This is a genomic window from Mesorhizobium sp. ES1-3, assembly GCF_020164795.1.
Classification (GTDB): domain Bacteria; phylum Pseudomonadota; class Alphaproteobacteria; order Rhizobiales; family Rhizobiaceae; genus Mesorhizobium.
The window spans coordinates 85,946-106,920 of record NZ_JAIUGW010000015.1; the positions used below are offsets into that span (position 1 = coordinate 85,946).

General features: G+C 62.6%; 26 protein-coding genes and 1 pseudogene. 9 read left to right on the forward strand and 18 right to left on the reverse strand.

Annotation, left to right across the window (positions count from 1 at the left end; translation table 11 throughout):
- Positions 1 to 83: 83 nt before the first annotated feature.
- The 3 genes from LB536_RS20360 to LB536_RS20370 all read right to left on the reverse strand — a co-directional run bounded on the left by LB536_RS20360 (position 84) and on the right by LB536_RS20370 (position 2,399).
- The gene (locus LB536_RS20360; RefSeq protein WP_224595753.1) at positions 84 to 1,172 is read right to left on the reverse strand and encodes a class I SAM-dependent methyltransferase; all 1,089 of its coding nucleotides are present in this window, start codon (positions 1,170 to 1,172) and stop codon (positions 84 to 86) included.
- A complete protein-coding gene (lgt, locus tag LB536_RS20365; protein WP_224595757.1) occupies positions 1,169 to 2,029 on the reverse strand; it encodes a prolipoprotein diacylglyceryl transferase in 861 nt (286 codons plus the stop codon). Before lgt ends, LB536_RS20360 begins: the two co-directional genes overlap by 4 nt.
- 127 nt (positions 2,030 to 2,156) lie before the next feature.
- Positions 2,157 to 2,399 (reverse strand): BrnA antitoxin family protein, encoded by a 243-nt coding sequence (locus LB536_RS20370; protein ID WP_140810380.1) that lies wholly within the window; start codon positions 2,397 to 2,399, stop codon positions 2,157 to 2,159.
- Between the two features lie 212 nt (positions 2,400 to 2,611).
- Here LB536_RS20370 and LB536_RS20375 point away from each other — a divergent pair, with 212 nt between their 5' ends.
- From LB536_RS20375 to LB536_RS20385, 3 genes are all read left to right on the forward strand, one after another.
- On the forward strand, positions 2,612 to 2,914 hold the full coding sequence (locus tag LB536_RS20375; RefSeq protein ID WP_027143348.1) for an accessory factor UbiK family protein: 303 nt from the start codon (positions 2,612 to 2,614) through the stop codon (positions 2,912 to 2,914).
- A gap of 319 nt (positions 2,915 to 3,233) precedes the next feature.
- Complete coding sequence (locus LB536_RS20380; RefSeq protein ID WP_027143347.1) at positions 3,234 to 3,734, forward strand: YbjN domain-containing protein; 501 nt, start codon at positions 3,234 to 3,236, stop codon at positions 3,732 to 3,734.
- A gap of 16 nt (positions 3,735 to 3,750) precedes the next feature.
- Positions 3,751 to 4,110, forward strand: a complete 360-nt coding sequence (locus tag LB536_RS20385) for a tRNA-binding protein (RefSeq protein ID WP_224595760.1) — start codon at positions 3,751 to 3,753, stop codon at positions 4,108 to 4,110.
- 232 nt (positions 4,111 to 4,342) lie between these two features.
- On the opposite strand, the gene LB536_RS20390 is transcribed toward LB536_RS20385, so the two are convergent.
- The 4 genes from LB536_RS20390 to LB536_RS20405 form a co-directional block, all read right to left on the reverse strand.
- A complete protein-coding gene (locus LB536_RS20390) occupies positions 4,343 to 5,365 on the reverse strand; it encodes a glycosyltransferase family 4 protein (RefSeq protein WP_224595763.1) in 1,023 nt (340 codons plus the stop codon).
- Positions 5,366 to 5,624: 259 nt separating this feature from the next.
- Entirely contained in the window at positions 5,625 to 7,040 is a 1,416-nt protein-coding gene (locus LB536_RS20395) for an ATP-binding protein (protein WP_140810376.1), read from the reverse strand.
- Positions 7,041 to 7,186: 146 nt separating this feature from the next.
- Positions 7,187 to 7,906, reverse strand: a complete 720-nt coding sequence (locus LB536_RS20400; RefSeq protein WP_140759369.1) for a response regulator — start codon at positions 7,904 to 7,906, stop codon at positions 7,187 to 7,189.
- Positions 7,893 to 8,426, reverse strand: coding sequence for a MarR family winged helix-turn-helix transcriptional regulator (locus LB536_RS20405; RefSeq protein ID WP_181182888.1), 534 nt, complete (start codon positions 8,424 to 8,426; stop codon positions 7,893 to 7,895). Before LB536_RS20405 ends, LB536_RS20400 begins: the two co-directional genes overlap by 14 nt.
- Positions 8,427 to 8,686: 260 nt before the next feature.
- Between LB536_RS20405 and LB536_RS20410 the strand changes: the two genes are divergently transcribed.
- The 3 genes from LB536_RS20410 to LB536_RS20420 all read left to right on the forward strand — a co-directional run bounded on the left by LB536_RS20410 (position 8,687) and on the right by LB536_RS20420 (position 10,821).
- Entirely contained in the window at positions 8,687 to 9,580 is an 894-nt protein-coding gene (locus LB536_RS20410; protein ID WP_224595766.1) for a branched-chain amino acid aminotransferase, read from the forward strand.
- A 147-nt stretch (positions 9,581 to 9,727) separates the two neighbouring features.
- A complete protein-coding gene (locus tag LB536_RS20415; protein ID WP_224595768.1) occupies positions 9,728 to 10,045 on the forward strand; it encodes a hypothetical protein in 318 nt (105 codons plus the stop codon).
- A 137-nt stretch (positions 10,046 to 10,182) separates the two neighbouring features.
- The gene (locus tag LB536_RS20420) at positions 10,183 to 10,821 is read left to right on the forward strand and encodes an MBL fold metallo-hydrolase (RefSeq protein ID WP_140810374.1); all 639 of its coding nucleotides are present in this window, start codon (positions 10,183 to 10,185) and stop codon (positions 10,819 to 10,821) included.
- 100 nt (positions 10,822 to 10,921) lie between these two features.
- Here the strand turns inward: LB536_RS20420 and LB536_RS20425 are convergent, their stop codons facing one another.
- The 3 genes from LB536_RS20425 to LB536_RS20435 all read right to left on the reverse strand — a co-directional run bounded on the left by LB536_RS20425 (position 10,922) and on the right by LB536_RS20435 (position 12,290).
- Complete coding sequence (locus LB536_RS20425) at positions 10,922 to 11,356, reverse strand: BA14K family protein (RefSeq protein ID WP_224595769.1); 435 nt, start codon at positions 11,354 to 11,356, stop codon at positions 10,922 to 10,924.
- 191 nt (positions 11,357 to 11,547) lie between these two features.
- Entirely contained in the window at positions 11,548 to 11,760 is a 213-nt protein-coding gene (locus LB536_RS20430) for a cold-shock protein (RefSeq protein WP_008877668.1), read from the reverse strand.
- A gap of 317 nt (positions 11,761 to 12,077) precedes the next feature.
- Positions 12,078 to 12,290, reverse strand: a complete 213-nt coding sequence (locus LB536_RS20435) for a cold-shock protein (protein ID WP_006202520.1) — start codon at positions 12,288 to 12,290, stop codon at positions 12,078 to 12,080.
- Between the two features lie 586 nt (positions 12,291 to 12,876).
- On the opposite strand from LB536_RS20435, the gene LB536_RS20440 reads away from it, so the two are divergent.
- A complete protein-coding gene (locus LB536_RS20440) occupies positions 12,877 to 13,272 on the forward strand; it encodes a Kazal-type serine protease inhibitor family protein (protein ID WP_224595770.1) in 396 nt (131 codons plus the stop codon).
- A gap of 16 nt (positions 13,273 to 13,288) precedes the next feature.
- On the opposite strand, the pseudogene LB536_RS20445 reads toward LB536_RS20440, so the two are convergent.
- Positions 13,289 to 13,617, reverse strand: a pseudogene (locus tag LB536_RS20445) (NADPH-dependent oxidoreductase); the annotation flags it as partial.
- Between the two features lie 193 nt (positions 13,618 to 13,810).
- Here LB536_RS20445 and LB536_RS20450 point away from each other — a divergent pair.
- Positions 13,811 to 15,445, forward strand: coding sequence for a tetratricopeptide repeat-containing sulfotransferase family protein (locus LB536_RS20450; protein WP_224595771.1), 1,635 nt, complete (start codon positions 13,811 to 13,813; stop codon positions 15,443 to 15,445).
- Between the two features lie 102 nt (positions 15,446 to 15,547).
- Here LB536_RS20450 and LB536_RS20455 read toward each other — a convergent pair whose 3' ends face one another.
- The 7 genes from LB536_RS20455 to LB536_RS20485 all read right to left on the reverse strand — a co-directional run bounded on the left by LB536_RS20455 (position 15,548) and on the right by LB536_RS20485 (position 20,285).
- Positions 15,548 to 15,901 (reverse strand): DUF1428 domain-containing protein, encoded by a 354-nt coding sequence (locus LB536_RS20455; RefSeq protein WP_140759383.1) that lies wholly within the window; start codon positions 15,899 to 15,901, stop codon positions 15,548 to 15,550.
- Between the two features lie 98 nt (positions 15,902 to 15,999).
- A complete protein-coding gene (locus tag LB536_RS20460) occupies positions 16,000 to 16,416 on the reverse strand; it encodes a VOC family protein (RefSeq protein WP_224595772.1) in 417 nt (138 codons plus the stop codon).
- A gap of 143 nt (positions 16,417 to 16,559) precedes the next feature.
- Positions 16,560 to 16,742, reverse strand: coding sequence for a hypothetical protein (locus LB536_RS20465; RefSeq protein WP_023770253.1), 183 nt, complete (start codon positions 16,740 to 16,742; stop codon positions 16,560 to 16,562).
- Between the two features lie 130 nt (positions 16,743 to 16,872).
- On the reverse strand, positions 16,873 to 17,172 hold the full coding sequence (locus LB536_RS20470; protein ID WP_127278412.1) for a HigA family addiction module antitoxin: 300 nt from the start codon (positions 17,170 to 17,172) through the stop codon (positions 16,873 to 16,875).
- A gap of 14 nt (positions 17,173 to 17,186) precedes the next feature.
- A complete protein-coding gene (locus LB536_RS20475) occupies positions 17,187 to 17,468 on the reverse strand; it encodes a type II toxin-antitoxin system RelE/ParE family toxin (protein WP_140810368.1) in 282 nt (93 codons plus the stop codon).
- A gap of 134 nt (positions 17,469 to 17,602) precedes the next feature.
- A complete protein-coding gene (locus LB536_RS20480) occupies positions 17,603 to 19,129 on the reverse strand; it encodes an ABC-F family ATP-binding cassette domain-containing protein (RefSeq protein ID WP_224595773.1) in 1,527 nt (508 codons plus the stop codon).
- A 250-nt stretch (positions 19,130 to 19,379) separates the two neighbouring features.
- Positions 19,380 to 20,285 (reverse strand): DMT family transporter, encoded by a 906-nt coding sequence (locus LB536_RS20485; protein WP_224595774.1) that lies wholly within the window; start codon positions 20,283 to 20,285, stop codon positions 19,380 to 19,382.
- Between the two features lie 327 nt (positions 20,286 to 20,612).
- Between LB536_RS20485 and LB536_RS20490 the strand changes: the two genes are divergently transcribed.
- Entirely contained in the window at positions 20,613 to 20,951 is a 339-nt protein-coding gene (locus LB536_RS20490; protein ID WP_224595775.1) for a hypothetical protein, read from the forward strand.
- Positions 20,952 to 20,975: the final 24 nt, after the last annotated feature.

Here is a 20,975-nt window from a genome sequence, read left to right on the forward strand (position 1 = left end):
GGGCGGTTTCGTCAAGGAAAAGCGGCCGGCGGTCCGGCCGCTCTTTTACCGGACGGGAGATTGGGAGGGGTAGCGATGAAAAGTCAATCCGCCGTGGCGAAGGGCCTGACGGAGATGCCGCGCGGAACGATGGCGAGGACCTTGAAGAGTTCACCCATGGCTTGCGGGCCGGCGAGGCGCTCGACGGCATCTGATATCTCGTCGCGTGCCGGCTGGCCGGCATCCGCGCCCAACTGGCCGGCGCGCTCCAGAATGCCCATGCCGAGCAGGAAATTGCCCTGTGTCGACAGATAGGCGTCGAGACCGTGCGCGCGCACGATCGCTGCAAGGGCGGCGAAATCGACATGGGAGGTAAGGTCCGCTTCGCCGGGACTGGCCAGCACATCTTCGTGATTGTGCCGGCGCAGGGCCTGCAGCGTGTCGCCGACACCGGGCTGCAGATGCCCATAGTCGAGGAACAGTCCGGCGCCGCCGTCGCCGGCTATGCGCTCGGCGATCGCCGCCATCAGGGCCGTGCGGGCCGGCGCGATTTCGACGATCGCCCCTTGCGGCGCGTCGACTGCATCCCTGGGCAGCAGCGTCGGGTCGACGGAGCCGACGCCGGCGAAGAAGCAAAGATTGTCCGCGTCGTCCAGGCCGACCATGCGCTCGCGCCACTCGGCGCCGGCGCGGACGAACTGGCGGATGGGCACGGCATCGAACAGTTCGTTGCCGACGATCAGCAGCGGCTGCCGCGGCAGCGTGCCGACGACCTCGTGCCAGGAAACAGCGAATGGTGTCGCGCCGAGCGTCTGTTTTTGGATTTCCGTCAGGCGCGGGCTGGTCTCGATCATGGCGATGGCGGCGCCATTGGCCAAGGCCGGGTCGAGCCGCGACAAGGTGCGCAGCATGTCCTTCATCAGCGTGCCGCGACCGGGGCCGATCTCGGCGATGGTGACCGGCATCGGCCGGCCGATCGCTGCCCAGGCCTGGTAAAACCAGACGGCGACGAGTTCGCCGAACATCTGGCTGATCTCCGGCGCGGTGATGAAGTCGCCGGCCGCGCCGAACGGTTCGCGTGTCGTGTAGTAGCCGTCGCGCGGATCGAACAGGCACAGCGCCATGTATTCGTTGACGGGCATCGGGCCAACCGCCTCGATCAGGTCGACGATGCGGGATTTCAGTCGCGTCATGTCGCTTGCTGTTGCGTTTGGATCACTGGCTTGGCTGTCGCCATCGCCCAGATTCCGGCCAGCACCATCGGCGTCGACAGGATCATGCCCATGGTCAGCCAATTGGTGCCGAGGAGATAGCCGAGCTGCTGGTCGGGTTCGCGGAAGAACTCGACAAAGATGCGTGACAGGCCGTAGCCGCAGATGAAAGCGCCGCCGACGAAGCGCGGCGTCCTCAGCTTGAGGCGCGAGTGGGTGAGGATGCGCAGCACGAGAAACAGCACCAGCCCTTCGAGCAAGGCTTCGTAGAGCTGGCTTGGATGGCGGGTGAACGGACCGCCATTGGGGAATTCGATCGCCCAGGGCACATCGGTAGGCCGTCCCCAGAGCTCGGAGTTGATGAAGTTGGCGACGCGCACGAGGCCAAGGCCGACCGGCACGCCGGCTGCCACGACATCGAACAGAGACCAGGTGCGGATGCCGCGCTTAAAGGAAAACAGCGTCATGGCCAGGATGACGCCGAGCAGGCCGCCATGGAAGGACATGCCGCCTTGCCAGACGGCGAAGATATCGAGCGGATGGGCGATATAGCGCGCCAGGTCATAGAACAGGACATAGCCGGTGCGGCCGCCCAGAACCACGCCGATGGCCGCCCAGACGATGAAATCGTCGAGATCCTCCGGCTTCATCGGCAGGACGCCGTCGGGCCAGAGTTTCGGATTGGCGGCGAGCCGCTTGGCATACCACCAGGCAAACAGGATGCCGACGATGTAACCGATGCCGTACCAGTGCACCGCCAGCGGCCCGATCTGGATGAGGATCGGGTTGATGTTCGGGAAAGGCAGCGAAGCCAACGGCAGCAGGAAATACTCGTTCAACGGAAAGCTCTCGGTTGCGATCGGCGCGGACCATGCGGCAGGGTTTTGGCAGGGTCAAGGCAAGGTCACGGCCGTCCATGGTCCGTAAACAGGATCGCTTCAAGGTCCATCGCGCGGACGGACGTCCTCAACCCCTGGGCTTGCCGGCCACCACATTACGCAAGGCGTCGTTGATCCTGTCCTGCCAGCCGGGACCATCTTCCTGGAAATGATCGAGCACGGCCCGGTCGATCCTGATCGAGACAAGCTCGCGGACATTCGGAGTGGTGGAGGGTTCGCGTGGCGGAGCCGCGGCCGGCTTCTTGACTGGCTTGAAGACAGCTTCAGCGGCTTCCATCGGATTTGTCGGTCGGCGCGGGGGTGTTGCCATTGGTTATCCTGATTGAACGTGCCTGAAGGGGAGAGAGGGCGTCATAATAGGCGACTTGCCACCACTAAGTACAGCTTCGGAGCCGTTCGGAAGGGCGTGGCGCTCACCATGCGGCTGTGCGCCATAGCAACGCAGCAGCCGCAGCTAGCTTCAACGTTCTTGCATTCCTCGCGCCACGTCACTAATTCCAATCAAGCAAGCGAGGATTTGCCATGTCGACCGGACCGAACCGCATTCTCGATGAATTCGCCAAGCTGATGACCGACGCCGCCGGTGCCGCTCAAGGTGTGCGGCGCGAGGTGGAGACGGCCTTCAAGGGCCAGGCGGAACGCATCCTCAACTCCATGGATGTCGTGCAGCGCGAGGAGTTCGAGGCCGCGCGCGAGATGGCGGCCAAGGCGAGAGAAGAGAACGGCAGGCTCGCCGAGCGCATCGAGACGCTCGAGGCCAGGATCGCCGAACTGACCGGTCAGGCCACACCGGCGGCTCCGGCGAAGCCCAAGCCGAAAAAATAATTCGTTAAACTTTTCCACAAAGCACCAGCCTGAAAATCGCTTTGCCGTGAATCGCTTACCGGCATTGCGTGACTCTTTGTGACAGGCACCTTTCCACATGCGAATGACGCAGTGCGAAAAATTGGGCTGTTCACGCGACTCCCGATCAATAGACTGAATTTGTTGCATGATTCGGAACAGGGGTCATGCGCCGGGCGGTGGGGTCCGGTCTGGGGTCTTTGCGTCGAGAAGTCCCGGCCGTCCGAGTTCTAGACAAGATTGTTCGTCGTGTGTGCCCCGCGGAGCGTGTGGCGCTCCCCCTGAACACAGGAAGCATTCCATGGAACTTCTCGAACTCGAATTTTCCCGCGAAATCCATCCGGTGGATGTGATCGAGCAGGTGGCCCACAACAATGACTGGTCCTTCGAACGGGCCGGCGACGACGAAATCTCGATCTCGGTCGCCGGCAGCTGGACCGACTATCACGTGTCCTTCTCGTGGATGGAGGATTTCGAGGCGCTGCATCTCGCCTGCGCCTTCGACATCAAGGTGCCGGAAACCCGCACGCTGGAAGTGATGCGGCTGTTGTCGCTGATCAACGAACAGATGCTGTTCGGCCATTTCGACCTCTGGGAGCAGGAAGGCGCGATCATGTTCCGCCAGTCGCTGCTCCTGGCCGGCGGGGTCGAACCGTCGAGCCAGCAAGTCGAGGTGCTCTTGTCCTCGGCGCTGGAAGCCTGCGAGTGCTATTTCCAGGCTTTCCAGTTCGTCGTCTGGTCGGGAACCTCGGCCAAGGACGCGCTGGCCGGCGTGCTGTTCGAGACCTTCGGCAACGCCTGAGCAAGAAGCGTTCGACATGAGTTCGAGCAACGAGCGCAAGCCCGAGATCAGCTTCGCCGATTTCGATCGTGTCGACATCCGCGCCGGCACGATCGTCGAGGCCGAGCCGTTTCCGGAGGCGCGCAAGCCGGCCTTCAAGCTGAAGATCGATTTCGGAGCCGAGATCGGCATCAAGAAGTCGTCGGCGCAGATCACCAAATACTATACGCCCGAGACCTTGATCGGCCGCCAGGTGTTCGCGGTGGTCAATTTCCCGCCGCGCCAGATCGGTCCGTTCATGTCGGAAGTGCTGACGCTCGGTTTTCCCGATGAAGAGGGTGCCGTCGTGTTGGGCGCCATCGAGCGCAAGGTCCCGGACGGCGGGCGTTTGTTTTAACCTTCGTCATCCACGGGCGTAGCGGACGCGCACACCCGAGGATCCATGCCGCGACAATGGCCGAAGAATGGAGCGGTCCAGAGGTTTCTTGCTCGTAATTGAGCCACCGGGCCGTCTTCTAGCTAAGTTCTAATTCGCCAGCCCAAGCACCCTTCGCAGGTCACGGAATGGATACTCGGGTCTACGCGGCGGCTTCGCCGTCGCTTCGCCCGTGGAGGACGAAAGATTGGTTTCAGGCCGCCAGCTTGCGCGTCGTTCCCAGCGCTTCCTCGACCGCGTCGAGGAACATTTCCGCGCAGGCCTTCCAGCTGTAGCGCATGGCGCGTTCGCGGGCCTGGGCGCGGTCGACGTTGAGTGCGGCGAGCGACGCCTGGCGCAAATCGTTCGACACCGCGCCGCCAAAGCCGTCTCCGACGATGTCTATAGGCCCGGTCACCGGATAGGCGGCGACTGGCGTGCCGCTGGCCAGTGCCTCGATGATGACATTGCCGAAAGTGTCGGTGCGGCTGGGGAAGACGAAGACATCGGCCGAGGCGTAGATTTCGGCCAGTTCGTCATTGGGACGATGGCCGAGAAAATGCGCCTGGGGGTATTTTGTCTTGAGCTTGGCAAGCTCCGGACCCTCGCCGACGATCACCTTGCTGCCGGGCAGGTCGAGATCGAGGAAGGCGGAGAGGTTCTTTTCGATGGCGACACGGCCGACGCAAAGGAAGACCGGGCCGGGGAAGCCGAGGTCCTTGCGCTTGTCAGGGTGGAAATGCTCAGTGTCGACGCCGCGCGTCCACGGCCTGAGCTTGTTGAAGCCGCGCGCCGTGAGATCGTCGGCGAGCGACTGCGTGGCGACCAGCGTTCCTTGGCCTGAATTGTGGAAATCACGCAGCCAGCGATAGGCCCAGCTCTCCGGTACCGGCAGGCGGGCGCTGAGATATTCGGGAAAGCGGGTGTGGTAGCTGGTGGTGAACGGCCGGCCGGCATTGCGGCAATAGCGCCGCGCCATGATGCCCAGTGGTCCCTCGGTGACAATGTGGACGTGGTCGGCCTTGTAGCCGTCGATCAGGCGCGCGACATGGCGGGGGGTGGTCAGCGCCAGGCGGATGTCGGGGTAGGTCGGCAAGGGCAGGGTGCGAAAGATGTTCGGGGTCAGGAACTCGACCGCGACGTCGAAGGACTTCAAGGTCTCGGTGAGCCGCTCCAGCGTGTGGACGACGCCGTTGACTTGTGGGCGCCAGGCGTCGGTGACCATCAATATGCGCATGGCGGCCCTTTGCTCCGGATGTCCGCGGTTGCCTTGAAACGATGCCGGAACGGGGACCAGGCGGCCGCCCTCGCTTCGCTCCAGCGCACCTTGGCGGGCACGGGCTCAAAGTGAGGCGGCAAGGACGAATCAAATGCGGTCGCACGCTTCATGCGCGCTCTTGACCATGGTTTCATGACGGGCGGATGAAGCAGACCGTGATCCCGAAAAGTCGAAACCGGTTTTTAGCCAAGATCATGCTCGGCTAGTCAAATAGAAATCAGGCCGGAACCTTGATTACGACGCGCAGGCCGCCCATCGGACTGTCGTCGAGCGTGATGTCGCCGCCATGGCTGCGGGCGATGTCACGGGCGATCGACAGGCCGAGCCCGGTACCGCTGGCGTCGAGGTTACGGGCTTCATCGAGGCGCACGAAGGGCTTGAACACGTCTTCGCGCCTGTCGGCCGGAATGCCTGGCCCATCGTCGTCGATGGTGACCAGAAGCGAGCCACGGCCATGGTTGGCGGTGACCTCGACGGTGCGGGCATAGCGGAAGGCATTGCCGATGATGTTGGACAACAGCCGCGCGAAGGCATTCGGCCGCACATGCACGGTCGGATCGCCGGAAAGCGTTGTCGACAGCTTGCATTTGCGCAAGCCCGCTTCCTCGCCGAGCTTCTGGAAATAGGCTTCGAGATCGAAACGTCCCGGATCCTCCGAGGCCTCGCCGCGGGCAAAGGAGAGATAGCCTTCCAGCATCGACTGCATGTCTTCGATGTCCTGGTCCAGCGCCGCCTTGGTCTCGGCCTTGCCGCCGGCCAGCGCCAGCTGCAGCTTGAAGCGGGTGAGAATGGTCCTAAGATCATGGCTGACACCGGTCAGCATGGCCGTGCGCTGCTCGATCTGGCGCTCGATGCGCTCGCGCATCTGGATGAAGGCAAAGCCGGCGCGGCGCACCTCTTCAGCCCCGCGCGGGCGGAAATCGCGCGGCATCGGCCGGCCCTTGCCGAAGCTTTCGGCGGCCTCGGCAAGTGCCAGGATCGGCCGGATCTGGTTGCGCAGGAAGGGGATGGCGATCATCAGGAGCACCAGCGAGGTGCCGACCATCCAGATCAGGAAGATATGGGTGTTGGAGGCATAGGCCTGGCTGCGGCGCACGAAGACGCGCAGCACCTTGTTCTCGAGCTGGACGCGGACCTCGACGATGTTGGAATTGCCGACCGTGTCGATCCAGAATGGGCGGTTGATCTGGCGGGTAATCTCGGCGGAGAGAACATCGTCGAGGATCGAGAAGAACGGTTTTGGACCGGGCGGCGGCAGCGGATCGGGCGGCAGGAGATCGACCTTCAGCTGCATGCGGTCCTGCGCGATGCGGATGATGCTGGCGTAGTCGGCGTCGTGCGGGTAGGTCTCGATCAGGTCGATGATGGCGGCGATGTCGCGCACGGTGGCCTGCGACAGGCGCTGCGTCACGGTTGCCCAGTGACGCTCCATGAAATCGAAGGCGACGACCGACTGCAAAAGGATCATCGGCGCGATGACGATGATCAATGAGCGCGCATAGAGGCGCTTGGGCATGTAAAGCGAAACGAGGCGCCAGAACCGGTTCCAGATGCGCGGCACCGCCTTGAGCGTCCGCGTGGCGCGTGCGCTCAAGCCGTCATTGTCCGGCTCTTCCAGTTCCGTGGTCGCCATTGGCTCTTTTCATCCGTCGGCGGTATGAGACCAGCATGACGTTTGGCCGAATCGTCATCCTGATCTAACTCTTTGTTGGAGCACAATCTTTTCCGAAAACCGGTTCCCACTTTTCGGGATCATGCCCTTGGGCCGCCGCCGGCATTCTATTCCACGCTGAGCCGATACCCAATACCGCGCACGGTCTGCAACCAGACCGGATTGGACGGATCGCGCTCGATCTTGCGGCGCAGCCGGTTGATCTGGACGTCGATGGTGCGCTCGCCGACTTCCGAATCGTCGCCGACCAGCTCGTGGCGGGGGATGGTTTCGCCGGCGCGCGCGGCGAAGATCGCCAGGATCTCCTGTTCGCGGTCGGTCAGCTTCAGCGCTTCGCCGCCGCGCTTCAGTTCGCGCCTGGCGATCTGGAAGGTGTAGGGACCGAACACCAGCTGTTCGACCTTGGGCGTCGCCGCCGGGCCGCCGCGGCGCAGGATGTTGTTGATGCGCAGGATCAACTCGCGCGGGTCGAAGGGCTTGGGCAGGTAGTCGTCGGCGCCGGCTTCGAGTCCCGAGATACGGTTGTCGGTCTCCGACAGGGCCGTCAGCATGAGGATCGGCACGTTCTTCTCGGCGCGCAGCGCCTTGGTGAGATCGACGCCGCTTTCTCCCGGCATCATGACATCGAGCACAAGCAGGTCGAAGTCGAGGCCGGCGAGCTTGCGCCGGGCCTCGCCGGCATTGCCGGCGACGGTGACGCGAAAGCCGTTTTCGGTCAGATACTGCTTGAGAAGATTGCGGATACGGGTGTCGTCGTCGACCACGAGCAGATGCGGCGCGTCGTCGTCCGGTGCGGCCGCCTGGTCGATCCTCTCAGTGCTCTCCATGGCTTTTCCCTGACATTTTTGCGGACCCAACGTCGATCTGAGCTCTCAGTTCCGGATTGACCATCGCTTCGAGGAAGCGTTCCACCAAGGTCCGTTCGGCGGCACCGCAATCTTCCAATGCAGCACGGATGCGGCGCGACTGTGGCCGCGCCAGCGCCAGCGCCAGCGCACGGCCCTTGGCCGTCGGATAGAGTTCGCGCTGGCGGCGGTCGCGCGGGCCCTGCAGCTGCACGACGTGATCGGTGTCGATCAATTGCTTGAGCACGCGCGCCAGGCTCTGCTTGGTTATCTTCAACACGTCGAGCAGTTCGGCGACGGTCAGGCCCGGCCGGCGGTTGACGAAATGCAGCACGCGGTGGTGGGCGCGGCCGAAACCGTAATCGGCCAGGATCTGATCGGGATCGGAGGTGAAGTCGCGATAGGCGAAGAAGAAGAGTTCGATGATGGCGAAATCGATGCCGTCCTCGCTGGTGATCGCGGTCCTGATCGGTTTTCCGGCGGCTGGGTTTTTATCCGTCATCATTTCTCCATGGGAACGGGAGATTATGTCAGTACTATTGACGTAATTTCCCTGCAATGGTAATTTTTGACAAGCTTTTGGGCGGATTGCGAACGAAAAGGCAAGGCAGGCCGGTTTTTCCGGAACTTCCTGAGTTTGCCAGGGCGCGATTATCCGCTTACGCTTCGAGACACCGGCCGGCGTCTCCAATCACATGGCGCGGCCAAAAAGAACATGCAACGACACTGAGATATGCGGGCCGAGGTCCGCGGGAGGTTACCATGGCATCCGTTCCTTTCGATCAACTGGACGGCTTCATCTGGATGAATGGCGAGTTCGTCCCGTGGGGCGAGGCCAAGATTCACGTGCTGACCCATGGCCTGCACTACGCCAGCGCGGTCTTCGAGGGTGAGCGCGCGTATGGCGGCGAGATCTTCAAGCTCAACGAGCATACCGAGCGGCTGCATGAATCGGCGCGCCTGCTCGGCTTCAAGATTCCCTATTCGGTGGCCGAGCTCAACGACGCCTCGACCACGCTTCTGAAGAAGCAGGGCTTCCAGGACGCCTATGTCAGGCCTATCGCCTGGCGCGGCAGCGAGCAGATGGGCGTTTCGGCGCAAAACAACCGCATCAATGTCGCGATCGCCATCTGGCAATGGCCAAGCTATTTCGACCCGGCTCAGAAGCTGAAGGGCATCCGCCTCGATGTGGCGGAATGGCGCCGGCCCGACCCGCGCACGGCGCCGTCGAAGTCGAAAGCGGCGGGCCTCTACATGATCTGCACCATGTCCAAGCATGCCGCCGAGGCCAAGGGCTATGCCGACGCGATGATGCTCGACTGGCGGGGCCAGGTCGCGGAAGCGACCGGCGCCAACATCTTCTTCGTCAAGGACGGCAAGATCCACACGCCCAAGCCCGACTGCTTCCTCGACGGCATCACCCGCCGCACGGTCATCGGTCTCGCCAGGGATCGCGGCCTGGAGATCATCGAACGCGCCATCATGCCGGAAGAACTCGAAGGGTTCGAGCAGTGCTTCCTGACAGGAACCGCAGCGGAAGTAACCCCGGTTTCGGAGATCGGCCCTTACCGATTCGAAGTTGGCGAGATCGCCAAGAATCTCATGAACGACTATTCTATCGCCGTTCAACCCAAGCATGCTATCGCCGCAGAATAACGATAGTCACAGCTTTTCGGGCAAGCAGGGGCGGTTTTCGGGCCGCCCCTTTTATTTCAGCGTTTGTGCATTTGACTTTCATCAAATTCGGCGTCTCTCATGATGGTGTCGGCCCGGGAGGCTGGCAGCTATGGAGGGACTAATCATATGGACATGAACACGCTTCTTCCGATCATCGTTCAGATCATTACGGGCATCATCGGTGGTCAGGCGGTAGGCGCGGCTATCAAGACGGCGGCGATGGGGCAGCTTCCCAAAATCCTGGGCGGTGCCATTGGTGGTGTCGGCGGCGCGGCGATCCTCGGCAGCCTGCTCGGCCACGGCGCGATCAGTCCTGATGCAGCCGCGGCGGCGACGAGCGGTCTCGGCAGCGCGCTCAACCTGCAGAACATCGTCGGTGGCGCCGGCGGCGGCGCGATCCTGACCGGCATTCTCGGCGCGGTCATGGGCGCCATGAAGAAATGAGCCTGCAATCTCGGGCTGGCAAAATGGGCGGCTTCGGCCGCCCATTTCTTTTGCGGCGACCGGCCGTTCGCCTTTGCGGGGCTGGACGCTCCAGGCCCACGCCTCTACATCACCGCTGACACAGCGAAAGGACGATCATGGGTCAGCTCAATGCCGGCATCGTGCCGGTCACACCGTTCCAGCAGAACTGCACCATCCTGTTCGACATGGACGACAAGCACGGCGTGGTGGTCGATCCCGGCGGCGACATCGATAAGGTGCTGGCGGTATTGAAGGACAATGCGATCACGGCCGAAGCGATCTGGATCACGCATGGCCATATCGACCATGCCGGAGGCGCCATGGAGTTGAAGGAAGCACTCGGCATCGAGATCATCGGCCCGCATGACGCCGACAAGGTGCTGCTCGACAATCTGGAAAACCAGGGCAGGCGCTACGGCATCGAGGGCGTGCGCAATTGCGTGCCCGACCGGTTTCTCACCGAAGGCGAGACAGTGTCGTTTGGCGGCCATGTGTTCGAGGTGCTGCATTGCCCCGGCCACGCGCCCGGCCATGTCGTCTATTACAATCGGGCCGCCAAATTCGCCCATGTCGGCGACGTCCTGTTTCGCGGTTCGGTTGGCCGCACCGACCTGCCGGGCGGCGACCATGCGGCACTCATCGCCTCGATCAAGGACAAGCTGTTGCCGCTTGGCGACGACATCGGCTTCATTTGCGGTCACGGTCCGGGCGGGCGCTTCGGCGAGGAACGGCGGACCAACCCGTTTTTGACCTGAAGGAGGTCTGACCGCACCTGCGTTTGAAGGCCCAGCAAGCTGACAACAAAAAAAGCGCCGGCCTTGCGGTCGGCGCTTTTTTGTTTGGGGCAGGGAAGCCTCAGTTGGCGGTGCAGAAATGCTGTTCGCCGTCACTGCCGGTGAAGGTGCCGGTGCGGGAATTGAAGGAGCGGTATCGGTCCGAGCAGTACTCGTACCAGCCGCGCGTCCACGGTTCGGCATAGCGGTCGGCATAGACCACCTGCGGTTCCACGTAGTAGCGGCGGACCGGGGCCGGGCGTATCCGCACGTCACGATCGTAATAGCCGTCATTGTAATAACGGTCGGAATCGGGCGGCGGCCGGTCATTGGCCAACGCGCCACCGATCAGCGCGCCGGCGGCAAGGCCGAGAACACCGGCTGCCACAGCGTCGCCATGGCCATGGCCGTGATGGTGCCAACGGCGCCAGTCATCGGCATTGGCCGCCGAAAAGGTCCCCAGCGTGGTGGCGACCACGGCGGCGGACAGCACGGCTGTCTTGAAAATACGGTTCATCTTGGTCTCCTTCGTACCGGACCGTGCAGTTCTGCAGGGGATGCGGTCCGGCTTTACGAATGACTAATATGGGACCGTGGCTGAACGGGGGCTGAACGAAAATTTGACCGCACACATTCTTTCACGGCGTCAAAATCGCACCCTCGGGGCACGGACCTGGCCTGCCGCGCCGGCGCCGGTTTGAAGCCGGCTCAGCCGACCGACAGGTTGACGGCCTTCGGTCCCTTGCCGCGCTTGTCCGGCTCGGTGTCGAATGTCACTTTCTGCCCATCTTCGAGACCGGGAAGACCCGACGCCTGCACGGCCGAAATATGCACGAAGACATCCTTCGCGCCATCATCGGGTGTGATGAAGCCGAAGCCCTTGGCATGATTGAAGAATTTGACGGTGCCGGTCTGCGGCATGGGAAGCTCCTTTGATCCCATAAACTCCAGTCTCGGGCCGGCAAATGCCCGAGTGGAAATTTGTCCTTTATTTTAGCGCTATCGGCAAGTGAAAGTTTTGCGGGCACTTAAAGCACGTCGCGCTTTAAGTGCTTGTTATGACGCGTGTCATTGGCCCGGACCGGATGAACTTCCCGATGACATGCGTTTATGCTGCACCGCGTCATGAAAAAGGCGCGACGAAAACCGCCGCGCCTTTCAAAATCTGTCTGCCTGCCCAGTTGCTGGTCAAGCTCCTCGTTCGCCCATCCGCCTGGGATGGGCGGCGCGCCGATCGCTCAGGCCGCGCGCAGGTTGACCGCCTTCGGGCCCTTGCCCATGCGGTCCGGCTCGACATCGAAGGTGACCTTCTGGCCGTCGACGAGCGTGCGCAGGCCCGAGGCCTCGATCGCTGAAATATGGACGAACACGTCCTTGGCGCCGCCGTCGGGCGTGATGAAACCGAAGCCTTTGGTCGCATTGAAGAATTTAACGGTGCCGGTCTGGGCCATTGGGGAAACTCCTTCACCCGTTCAGTCTTGGTGGTCCTGCCCGCCACCTGGCGTCGAGGGCAGTTCCTGGTGGTTGCTTTCGGCAGTCATGCATTGGCGCATGGTCAAACCCCCCGCCGAAAAACGGGGCCGTCAGAGATTCACAGTATCGGGGAAAGGTCGTCCAAAACGTTCCGCTCTCCGGGTCGCAAATGCCCGAACACAGAATTTATCGCACGGAAACGTGAAGGTTGCAAGATAGCGCCGCGGGCCGCCGCCACGAGCGCATCCCGACGCAAAAAATCGACCGATCAGAGCGTCGACCGGCCGCAGATAGGCCTCGTTGCCCGAGGGGTCATCGGCCCACAGCCCCGGTCATGCATGGGCCAGAAGCGATGATTGCCGGCGACGTGCGGTGGGGGCCTGGCTGATCCCGCCGTCATTTCTCGATAGAGGCCGCGAACAGGGTTGCAATTGGCAGTGGAATGGCGAGGATCATGCCATAGGCGACTGATTTAAATCCTGTTTTGATCGATATCATTATCAGCGAACCGCCAGGCAGTCTTGGGCAGTATGCACCGGGACGGGGATCGAGGGAGAGACGATCATGAGGTTTCTTGCGGCCATCTTTTCACGACAGGGTTTTACCATCCTGTTCCTGTCGGCAATTCTTGCCGCCTGTACGGTCGTCGTCGATGACGGACCGCGGCCGCGTCCACCGCGCCCCGAGCCGCAATTCTGCACCAAGCAGTACGAGCCGGTCTGCGCCCGGCGCGGCGGAGATCGCCAGACCTTCGCCAACGCCTGCCTTGCCGACCGGGCGGGTTACCGCATCGTACGCGACGGCCCTTGCCGCGACGGCGGTGGCGGCGGCGAGCAGACCTTCTGCACCCGCGAATACGCGCCGGTTTGCGGCCGTCGGCATGGCGAAATGCGCACCTTCCCCAATGCCTGCGAGGCCCGTGCCTCGGACTACCGCATCGTCGGCGACGGGCCGTGCTGAGAAGGGTAGGAACGCCTCACCCATCCACGCCGACATAGGCCTTGCTCTTCACCAGGGCTGCAAGGTGAGCCGCATTCGACGCCGCCATCTCGACCATGCCGGCGACCGCCTTTGGGGTTTTCGGCAGGTCGACATAGTTGACGTCGCCCATGGCTTCGCCGACCCAATAGGCGCCGCCATTGGCGGGGATGGTGAAGCCAACGTCGTTCAGCGCCTGGAAGCATTCCGCGTGGCAATGATGCGCGCCATCCTCGTTGCCGACGATCGCCACCAGCGCCACCTTGCCGGCATGCGGTCCTTGTCGTCGGTTTCGTCCAGAAAGGCGTCCATGCGTTCCATGCCGCGGACAGTCCTGACCGTTCGCGCGACCGGCCACACTCTTGAATCTCTCCCCGGCATGGCTTAGGTCCCGCAGGCGTATAAACACGGCAGGTGTCCCATCAACAGAGATCAGAGAAGAGCGGCGGGTGCGGGAGCCAGGTCTGGCGCGGCCAAGTCTGGCGCGGGAGGCCAGCCGCCGCTGGGCCTCGACCAGTATGTGCAGCAGGCGCTGCAACTGCATCAGGCCGGGCGCCGGCAAGAGGCCGAGGCGATCTACCGGCAGGTGCTGGCGCGTCAGCCCAAACATGCGGCCGCGGCGCATTTCCTGGGGTTGCTGCTGCACCAGACCGGGCGTAGCGAAGAAGGCATGGATTTCCTGGAACAGTCGGTTCAGCTGCAGCCGACGAACCCCGACTTCCTCAACAATCTCGGCACGGTGATGCGGGATCTCGGCCGTGTCACGGCGGCGATCGATTTCTTCCGCGGTGCGGTGGATCTGCGGCCGGAGCAGCTCGCGGCGCGCGACAATCTCGGCTCGTCGCTGAAGCAGATCGGCCGGTTCGATGAGGCCGAGGATATCTATCGCGGCACGGTGCAGCGCAATCCATTCCACGCGCGCGCGCGTATCGGGCTTGCCGAAACCCTGCAGGAGGCCGGACGCCTCGACGAGGCGCTGGCTGTCTTCCAGGAGGCACTGGCCATCCGGCCCAAGGATGCGGACCTGCTGCACGGCCTGGGCGTCGGGCTGATAGAGAAGGGCAAGCTCGACGAGGCGGCCGACCTCTTCCGGCAGGCGGTGGCGATCCATCCCCCGATGGCCCGCGCGTGGCTGATGCTGTCTCAGGTCAAGCGCCAGAAGGAGCGCGATGCCGAATTGGCCGGCATGGAGGCGCAGCACGCCAAGGCGCCTCAGGACAGTCTGGCACGCATGCAGCTGTCGTTTGGCCTCGGCAAGGCAAATGACGATCTCAAGGATTATGGCAAGGCTTTCGACTATTTCGCGGAGGGCAATGCCATCCGCCGCAAAGCCATCGACTATGATCCGGTGAAGACGCGCGCCGAATTCGAGGCGATGAAGACGGTGTTTGATGCCGGCTTCTTCGAAAAGCACAGGCCGAGCCCGATCACCGACGACGCGCCGATCTTCGTTGTCGGCATGCCGCGTTCAGGTACGACGCTGGTCGAACAGATCATCGCCAGCCACGCCCAAGTCTATGGCGCGGGCGAGCTCGGTATCTTGAAGACGGCGGTCGGCAGGCAGTTCCCGTCGAACATGCCGGGCGGCTTTCCCTGGGGTGTGGCCGATACGGACGATACGGATTTCGCCGAGGCGGGGCAGGCCTATCTCGACATGCTCCATGCCCGCTATCCGCATATGCGCCACGTCACCGACAAGATGCCGGGCAACTTCCTGCTCATCGGCTTCATCCACATGATGCTGCCGAAGGCCAAGATCATCCACTGCGCCCGCGATGCGGCGGCGACATGCCTGTCGATCTACAAGGTGCATTTCCGCGGCGACAGCCACCGCTATGGCTATGACCTCGGCGAGCTCGCCGATTTCCACAATCTCTATACCGACATCATGGCGCATTGGCACAAGGTGCTGCCCGGCGTCGTGCACGATGTGCGCTACGAGGATTTCGTCGCCGACCAGGACGGGCAGAGCCGGGCGCTGATCGACTATCTCGGCCTGCCGTGGGACGATGCCGTGCTGTCGTTCCACCAGACCGACCGGCCGGTACGCACGGCATCGGCCGCGCAGGTGCGCCAGCCGATGTACCAGGGCTCGGTCGATCTGTGGAAGCGTTATGGCGACCGGCTGAAGCCGCTGCTCGACAAGCTGGATTAGCGCGCGGGTAGCGGATTGGGGGAAGCTCTTCAGCTTCGCCATAGGATGACGAAGCGATGGGTGCCTACGAGCAGCCAGTCAGACAAGCGTTGCGCCAGTTCCTCAAAGCTCTATGAACGGCTGGAAGCCGCCGAAGATCATGCGCTTGCCGTCGAACGGCATGGCGGACCAGTCCATCTTGAGACGCTCGTCGGCCATCACCTTGGCCATGACCGCGTCGCGGCTCTGTCTGGACTCGTAGACGACCCAGGCGAAGATGACGACCTCGTCGTCCTTGGCCTGCACCGCGCGCGGGAACGAGGTCAGCTCGCCGTAAGGCACGTCGTCGCCGACGCATTCGACATAGGCGAGCGCGCCATGCTCCATCCAGACGGCACCGCCGTTCTCAGCCATTTTCTTGTACGCATCAAGATTTGCCTTCGGCACGGCAAGCACGAAGCCATCGACATAGGACATGGCGGTCTCCTCATTGCTGGAAACGGGCGCCGGGTCGGCGGGGATACGACCCGGCGCGGTTGGGCGCATCCCCTCGGCGAGGGCGCGCGCGCTAAAGCTCATTCCGTCGGTGCGTTCATTGCCCAGGCGACGCCGAAGGGGTCCTTCACTTGGCCCCAGCGGTCGCCCCAGAACATCACCTGCAGCGGCGTAACGATCTCGCAACCGGCGTCGACGGCGCGCTTCCACCAGGCGTCGATGTCATCCTTGCCGAGATGGAGCTGCAGCGTATAGCCCTGCGCGGCCTGGTGCGGATGGCCGTGTTCCGGATAGGCGTCGCCGAGCATCAGCGTCGAGCCGTTGATGTAGAGATGGATATGCATGGTGCGGCCTTTTTCATCCGCCGGATAGGCAAAGACTTCCTCGGCCCCGAAAGCCTTCTTGTAGAACTCGGCGGCCTTGATGGCGCCGTCGACCTGCAGATAGGGGGTCAATCCGCCAAGAACTTTGGCGCGGGGCGGGGTCTGGTCGGTCATTCTCGTGTTCCTCTTCACGTTTGGTTTGGCCTTGCGGACCATAGGACGGACGAGGTGACGCCAATCCTACAGGGTCGCGAAAATTTTTCTCCTGATATCATCCGGCAACCGACCGCCTCGGGAGGCCGGCGTGCAAGCCGTGGTCATATGACCTTGGCCGAGGACGTGGCCGCGCGACGGCTGTCGCGGGCATCGAAGATTTCCGGAAAGCCGATATCCTTTCGCAGTTCGGCCGGCAGCGACAGCAGAATGCGTTCGCTGCGGTGACGGGCGCGCGCCGCGGCATACCGGGTTGCGATGCGGCCGATGGAGGACAGGACGGACATGACGAATTCTCCCTGGGTTGGCGCCGGCATCATCGTGTCGGCATCCCAAGGACGAGGCAGCAACGGGCGATCCGACAGATCGCCCGGAGAATTTTTCAGCGGCCTCTGTTACCGGCGCGGCGCGCTTACGTCAGGCGGCAGTCTCCAATCGTTCGATCGTTTCAAGGTCGGCTCTCTTGGCCTTTCCCTCGACGGCGAGGTCATAGCTTGCCTGCATGTTCATCCAGAACTGCGGCGTGGTCCCAAAAAACTTCGCAAGGCGCAACGCGGTATCAGGGGTTACCGGGGTCGTCTCGCTGGCCAGGCGCTCGATGCGCGTGCGCGGCACATGCAGCTTTTTGGCCAGCGTGTAAGGCTTCAGACCAAGCGGTATGAGATACTCTTCGCGGAGAATTTCTCCGGGATGGATAGGCGGGTTGATATCAAGCATTTAGGACCTGCCTTTCAATGGTAGTCGGTTATTTCAACATCTTCTGCTTGCCCATCCACCCAGCGAAAGCAGATGCGAAACTGATCGTTGATGCGGATCGAATGCTGACCGGCACGGTTGCCTTTCAACGGCTCAAGCCTGTTGCCGGGAGGCGTCTTGAGATCTGACAGTTCGGCGGCGTTGTCGATCATGTACAGCTTCCGTTGGGCCGGTCGGACAAGATCCGAAGGGAAGCCCTTTGGAGCCTTGCCGTTCGAAACGGCTTCGCTGGTCTTGTCCTTGAATGAACGTATCATCCGTGGAGCCCGACAGACGTACCATGACATGATACGTTCCAGGAATCAAGAGTACGTCTCATGAAATGATACCAAAGGTCCGGCGTGTCAATGACAGGCAGGAACTTCATTGGCAATGCATCTGTCCCCGCCGCTCAGTTGGTTCCCTCAGCCACGTCGCGGAAGAAATCCTCCGGATCGTCGACCTCGGTCAGCTTCCGTTTCTCGATCAGCCAGAAGCGGTTGCCGATGGCGCGGATGAAGGATCGGTCGTGCGAGGCGAGCAGGCAGCTTGCCTGGTGCTTCAACAACTCCTCCTCCAGCGCTTCCTGGCCGTCTATGTCGAGATGGTTGGTCGGTTCGTCGAGCAGATAGAAGTTGGGATTGGCGAGTCTCAGCGCCAGCATCATCAGCCGCGCCTTCTGGCCGCCCGACAGCACGCCGATCCTGCGCTCCTGCATCTCGATGACCACGCCGGCGCCGGCAAGCAACGAGCGGGCGCGCTGTTCGCCGATATCGTAACGGCGCGAGACCATCGCCAGCGGCGTGTCGTCGCTGTTGATGCCCGACAGCGCCTGGTCGCTGTAACCGAGCACGGTCGACGGCGTCACCTTAACATTCCGCACCGTGTCCGGTTCGACGATGGCGTTGCGGATCAAGGTGACGAAGCGCGATTTGCCGACGCCGTTGCGACCGAGCAGCACGATGCGATCGCCCTGGCAAATGTGGCGTTTGCCGGTCCTGAACAGCAGCGTGCCGTCAGGCGTTTCGACCGCCGCGTCGTCGAGCGTGATCAGCACCTTGGCGTGCGTGCCGCGATTGGCGAGTTTGATCGCACCCGCCGATTTTTCGCGATGCGCCGGATTGGCGGCCTCTTCGAGCTTCTCCGCGCGCTGGTTGAGCTGCTTGGTCTTGACCGTCAGCAGATCACTGCCGGAATTGATGCCGATATTGTTGAGCTTGGCCGCCTGGCGGCGCAATTGCTGTGCCACCTTCATGTCGCGCTGGAATTTTCGTTCGGCCGAAGCATCTATCTCGTCCAGCGCGTCCCTGGCCCGCGAATAGGGGAGGGAAAACACCGGCGATTGTTCCGGGCGCAGGAACAGCGTCCGGTTGGTAGTGGCGTCGAGGAAGGCGCGGTCATGGCTGGCGATGATGACAGGCACCTCGCGCGGCAGCGCATTCAGCCATGTCTCGAGTTGGCTGATGCGGGCGAGATCGAGATGGTTGGTCGGCTCGTCGAGCAGCAGCACGTCGGGATCGGTGACCCAGACGCGGGCGATCAGCGCCAGCCGCTGCCAACCGCCGCTGAGCACCTGCATTGGCCGCTCGCGCATCGGCTCGGGCACGTCGAGTGAATCGAGAACCACGTCGACGCGCCACATCTCGCTGTCGGCCTGCTCCGGCGGCAAGGCGTCAGCCACCACCTGATAAAAGGTGCGGCCGAGCAGGGCAGGGACAACGGACTGCTCGACATTGCCGACACGCAGGCCGCGCGTGCGGGTGATGTCGCCTGTCGTCGGCTCCAGTTCGCCGGTCAGGCATTTGAGCAAGGTCGACTTGCCGCGCCCGTTGGCGGCGACGATGCCGAGCCGGTCGCCGGTGCCGATGCTGAGGTCGAGGTTGGAGAAGAGCGGCGCACTCATGGTGACGCCGAGGGATTTGAGGCTGATCAGGGCCATTTTCGATTTCTCTGGTCTGTCCGGAAAATCCGGCTCGATGCACTTTGTCGGTGCGCGTGCCGGCGATCAGGCCAGGCGTTGCACACCACGAAGGGCAGACCAAAAAATCGAAGCGGGAAAAAACCCGGACCGTCCCTGGTCAGCCCTGCAAGCTAGCTCGCAGGGCAGAAATCGGGCCACGCTGACGATGGTGACGAAAAAACGTAAACACGTGAGCCCTCCTTTCGAGACGTTCGAGTGTGACGACTGGCTACACCAAAGGCGGGGCGGATGGCAAGGGCGCCGCTTTCAAGCGGCGCGGGAAGGGATCCAGCACCAGTATGCAGCCGCCGATGATTGCCGCCGCGCCGAAGCCCTGGATCATGGTCAGCGACTCGCCGAGCACAATCGTTCCGGCCAGCACCGCGATCGTGGTCACGGCGAATTCGACGCTGATCGTCCTGGTCGCGCCGATGCTGGCCACCAGCCGGAAATACACGACATAGGTCAATGCGCTCATCACGCAGGCCAGTATCGCCAAATAGAGGAAGTCGACAAAGCGCGGCATGGCCGGCACCGGCACGGCGAGCAGCAGCGGCAGCGTCATCACGCCGCCAGACAGGAAGGCGGCGCTGGTGAGCTCCAGCGAGCCGGCCGACCGCAAATGGCGATTGGCGTAGTTGCTGCCGAACGCCGCCGAGAAGGAACTGAACAGCGAGGCGGTACAGCCGATCGCAAAGGAAGCGGTGACCGGAACCGGAGGGAAACCGACAAGGACGATGATGCCGGCAGCGCCGAGCAGCAGCCCGGCAAGGCCGCGAACAGTGATGCGCTCAAGCCCCCAGAACTGGCCGACGATCATCGAGAACAGCGGGATCGCGGCAACCAGGATGGCCGCCATCGCCGTGCCGATGCGCGGCGTGGCGTAGGACAGGCCGATCAGCTGCGCCGCGACCGTGGTTGCGCCGACCATGGCGAAGTGCCGCCAGCCAGCGCTGAAATCCAGCCGTCGCCTCGTCGCGGCTGCAAGCAGAAAGAGCGTGATGCCGGCGATCAGCGAGCGCAAGGTGACCGCGCCGACCCAGCCAAAGGCATGCACCACCTTGAGCAGCACCAAGAACGACAGTCCCCAGGTGACGGCCAGGAAGACGTAGGCGGCGATGTCCTTGCGGGTCATTTTCGTCGGCCGTTGGGAGGTACTTGGGGGTGGGCAGTCGCCATTGGCCCGTATCGTTTCGATCAGCGCATGGCAAGCGCCGGCGCATGGTCCAGGCCGGCCGAAAGTCGAGGCATCTTGAAGCGGCCGACGCGGTCTGCCATCAGTCGCTGTTGAAATCGAGGCCATGCTATATATGGTCCTGCGACTGGCAAGGCAGCTAAGATGCAAGACAAAGAGCCTCTCTACAGGCGTATAAACTCCCGAACCCGTGGAGTCAGACACGGGGGCGGTGAATACAAGTTTTCTCGGAATGCCAAAAGAGAAGACCCGACGACCCGCGGCTCGATGCATGGCAAAAAGCACCAGGGCCTCGATTACACTCCGCTGTTCAGATTTCTGCTTTCCAAGGTTGGAAAGGATTGGACCGACATCCATAGTCAGGCAGTGGCACGGCTCGATCGACCAGATCCTATTTTCTGGATCGTCGCATTGAACGATGCGGACAAGAAGTCCTTCGTTCGGGTAGGCGAGAACTCATACTACAGCGGCTTGCATGTAGATCAGAACAATTGCTTGGCGCGTGTCGACCCGGATCTCAAGGTGGAAGACATGAAGCCAAACTGTTCCTGCTGCACCCACACATTCAACGGGCAAGCATTCACCAAAAAATTTGAAGCGACCTAGACGAAACACATCCCCGCCCCAAGG

What these genes read in the sequence shown, in the direction of transcription:
- LB536_RS20455 (WP_140759383.1), bottom strand. Translation starts at nt 15,901, where the DNA reads ATGTCCTATGTCGATGGCTTCGTGCTTGCCGTGCCGAAGGCAAATCTT.
- LB536_RS20490 (WP_224595775.1), top strand. Translation starts at nt 20,613, where the DNA reads ATGCATGGCAAAAAGCACCAGGGCCTCGATTACACTCCGCTGTTCAGA.
- LB536_RS20435 (WP_006202520.1), bottom strand. Translation starts at nt 12,290, where the DNA reads ATGGCCCAGACCGGCACCGTTAAATTCTTCAATGCGACCAAAGGCTTC.
- LB536_RS20470 (WP_127278412.1), bottom strand. Translation starts at nt 17,172, where the DNA reads ATGCTTGATATCAACCCGCCTATCCATCCCGGAGAAATTCTCCGCGAA.
- LB536_RS20385 (WP_224595760.1), top strand. Translation starts at nt 3,751, where the DNA reads ATGAGTTCGAGCAACGAGCGCAAGCCCGAGATCAGCTTCGCCGATTTC.
- LB536_RS20410 (WP_224595766.1), top strand. Translation starts at nt 8,687, where the DNA reads ATGGCATCCGTTCCTTTCGATCAACTGGACGGCTTCATCTGGATGAAT.
- LB536_RS20395 (WP_140810376.1), bottom strand. Translation starts at nt 7,040, where the DNA reads ATGGCGACCACGGAACTGGAAGAGCCGGACAATGACGGCTTGAGCGCA.
- LB536_RS20390 (WP_224595763.1), bottom strand. Translation starts at nt 5,365, where the DNA reads ATGCGCATATTGATGGTCACCGACGCCTGGCGCCCACAAGTCAACGGC.
- LB536_RS20425 (WP_224595769.1), bottom strand. Translation starts at nt 11,356, where the DNA reads ATGAACCGTATTTTCAAGACAGCCGTGCTGTCCGCCGCCGTGGTCGCC.
- LB536_RS20485 (WP_224595774.1), bottom strand. Translation starts at nt 20,285, where the DNA reads ATGACCCGCAAGGACATCGCCGCCTACGTCTTCCTGGCCGTCACCTGG.
- LB536_RS20480 (WP_224595773.1), bottom strand. Translation starts at nt 19,129, where the DNA reads ATGGCCCTGATCAGCCTCAAATCCCTCGGCGTCACCATGAGTGCGCCG.
- LB536_RS20430 (WP_008877668.1), bottom strand. Translation starts at nt 11,760, where the DNA reads ATGCCGCAGACCGGCACCGTCAAATTCTTCAATCATGCCAAGGGCTTC.
- LB536_RS20415 (WP_224595768.1), top strand. Translation starts at nt 9,728, where the DNA reads ATGGACATGAACACGCTTCTTCCGATCATCGTTCAGATCATTACGGGC.
- LB536_RS20405 (WP_181182888.1), bottom strand. Translation starts at nt 8,426, where the DNA reads ATGACGGATAAAAACCCAGCCGCCGGAAAACCGATCAGGACCGCGATC.
- LB536_RS20475 (WP_140810368.1), bottom strand. Translation starts at nt 17,468, where the DNA reads ATGATACGTTCATTCAAGGACAAGACCAGCGAAGCCGTTTCGAACGGC.
- LB536_RS20360 (WP_224595753.1), bottom strand. Translation starts at nt 1,172, where the DNA reads ATGACGCGACTGAAATCCCGCATCGTCGACCTGATCGAGGCGGTTGGC.
- LB536_RS20465 (WP_023770253.1), bottom strand. Translation starts at nt 16,742, where the DNA reads ATGTCCGTCCTGTCCTCCATCGGCCGCATCGCAACCCGGTATGCCGCG.
- LB536_RS20460 (WP_224595772.1), bottom strand. Translation starts at nt 16,416, where the DNA reads ATGACCGACCAGACCCCGCCCCGCGCCAAAGTTCTTGGCGGATTGACC.
- LB536_RS20420 (WP_140810374.1), top strand. Translation starts at nt 10,183, where the DNA reads ATGGGTCAGCTCAATGCCGGCATCGTGCCGGTCACACCGTTCCAGCAG.
- LB536_RS20375 (WP_027143348.1), top strand. Translation starts at nt 2,612, where the DNA reads ATGTCGACCGGACCGAACCGCATTCTCGATGAATTCGCCAAGCTGATG.
- LB536_RS20380 (WP_027143347.1), top strand. Translation starts at nt 3,234, where the DNA reads ATGGAACTTCTCGAACTCGAATTTTCCCGCGAAATCCATCCGGTGGAT.
- LB536_RS20440 (WP_224595770.1), top strand. Translation starts at nt 12,877, where the DNA reads ATGAGGTTTCTTGCGGCCATCTTTTCACGACAGGGTTTTACCATCCTG.
- LB536_RS20370 (WP_140810380.1), bottom strand. Translation starts at nt 2,399, where the DNA reads ATGGCAACACCCCCGCGCCGACCGACAAATCCGATGGAAGCCGCTGAA.
- LB536_RS20400 (WP_140759369.1), bottom strand. Translation starts at nt 7,906, where the DNA reads ATGGAGAGCACTGAGAGGATCGACCAGGCGGCCGCACCGGACGACGAC.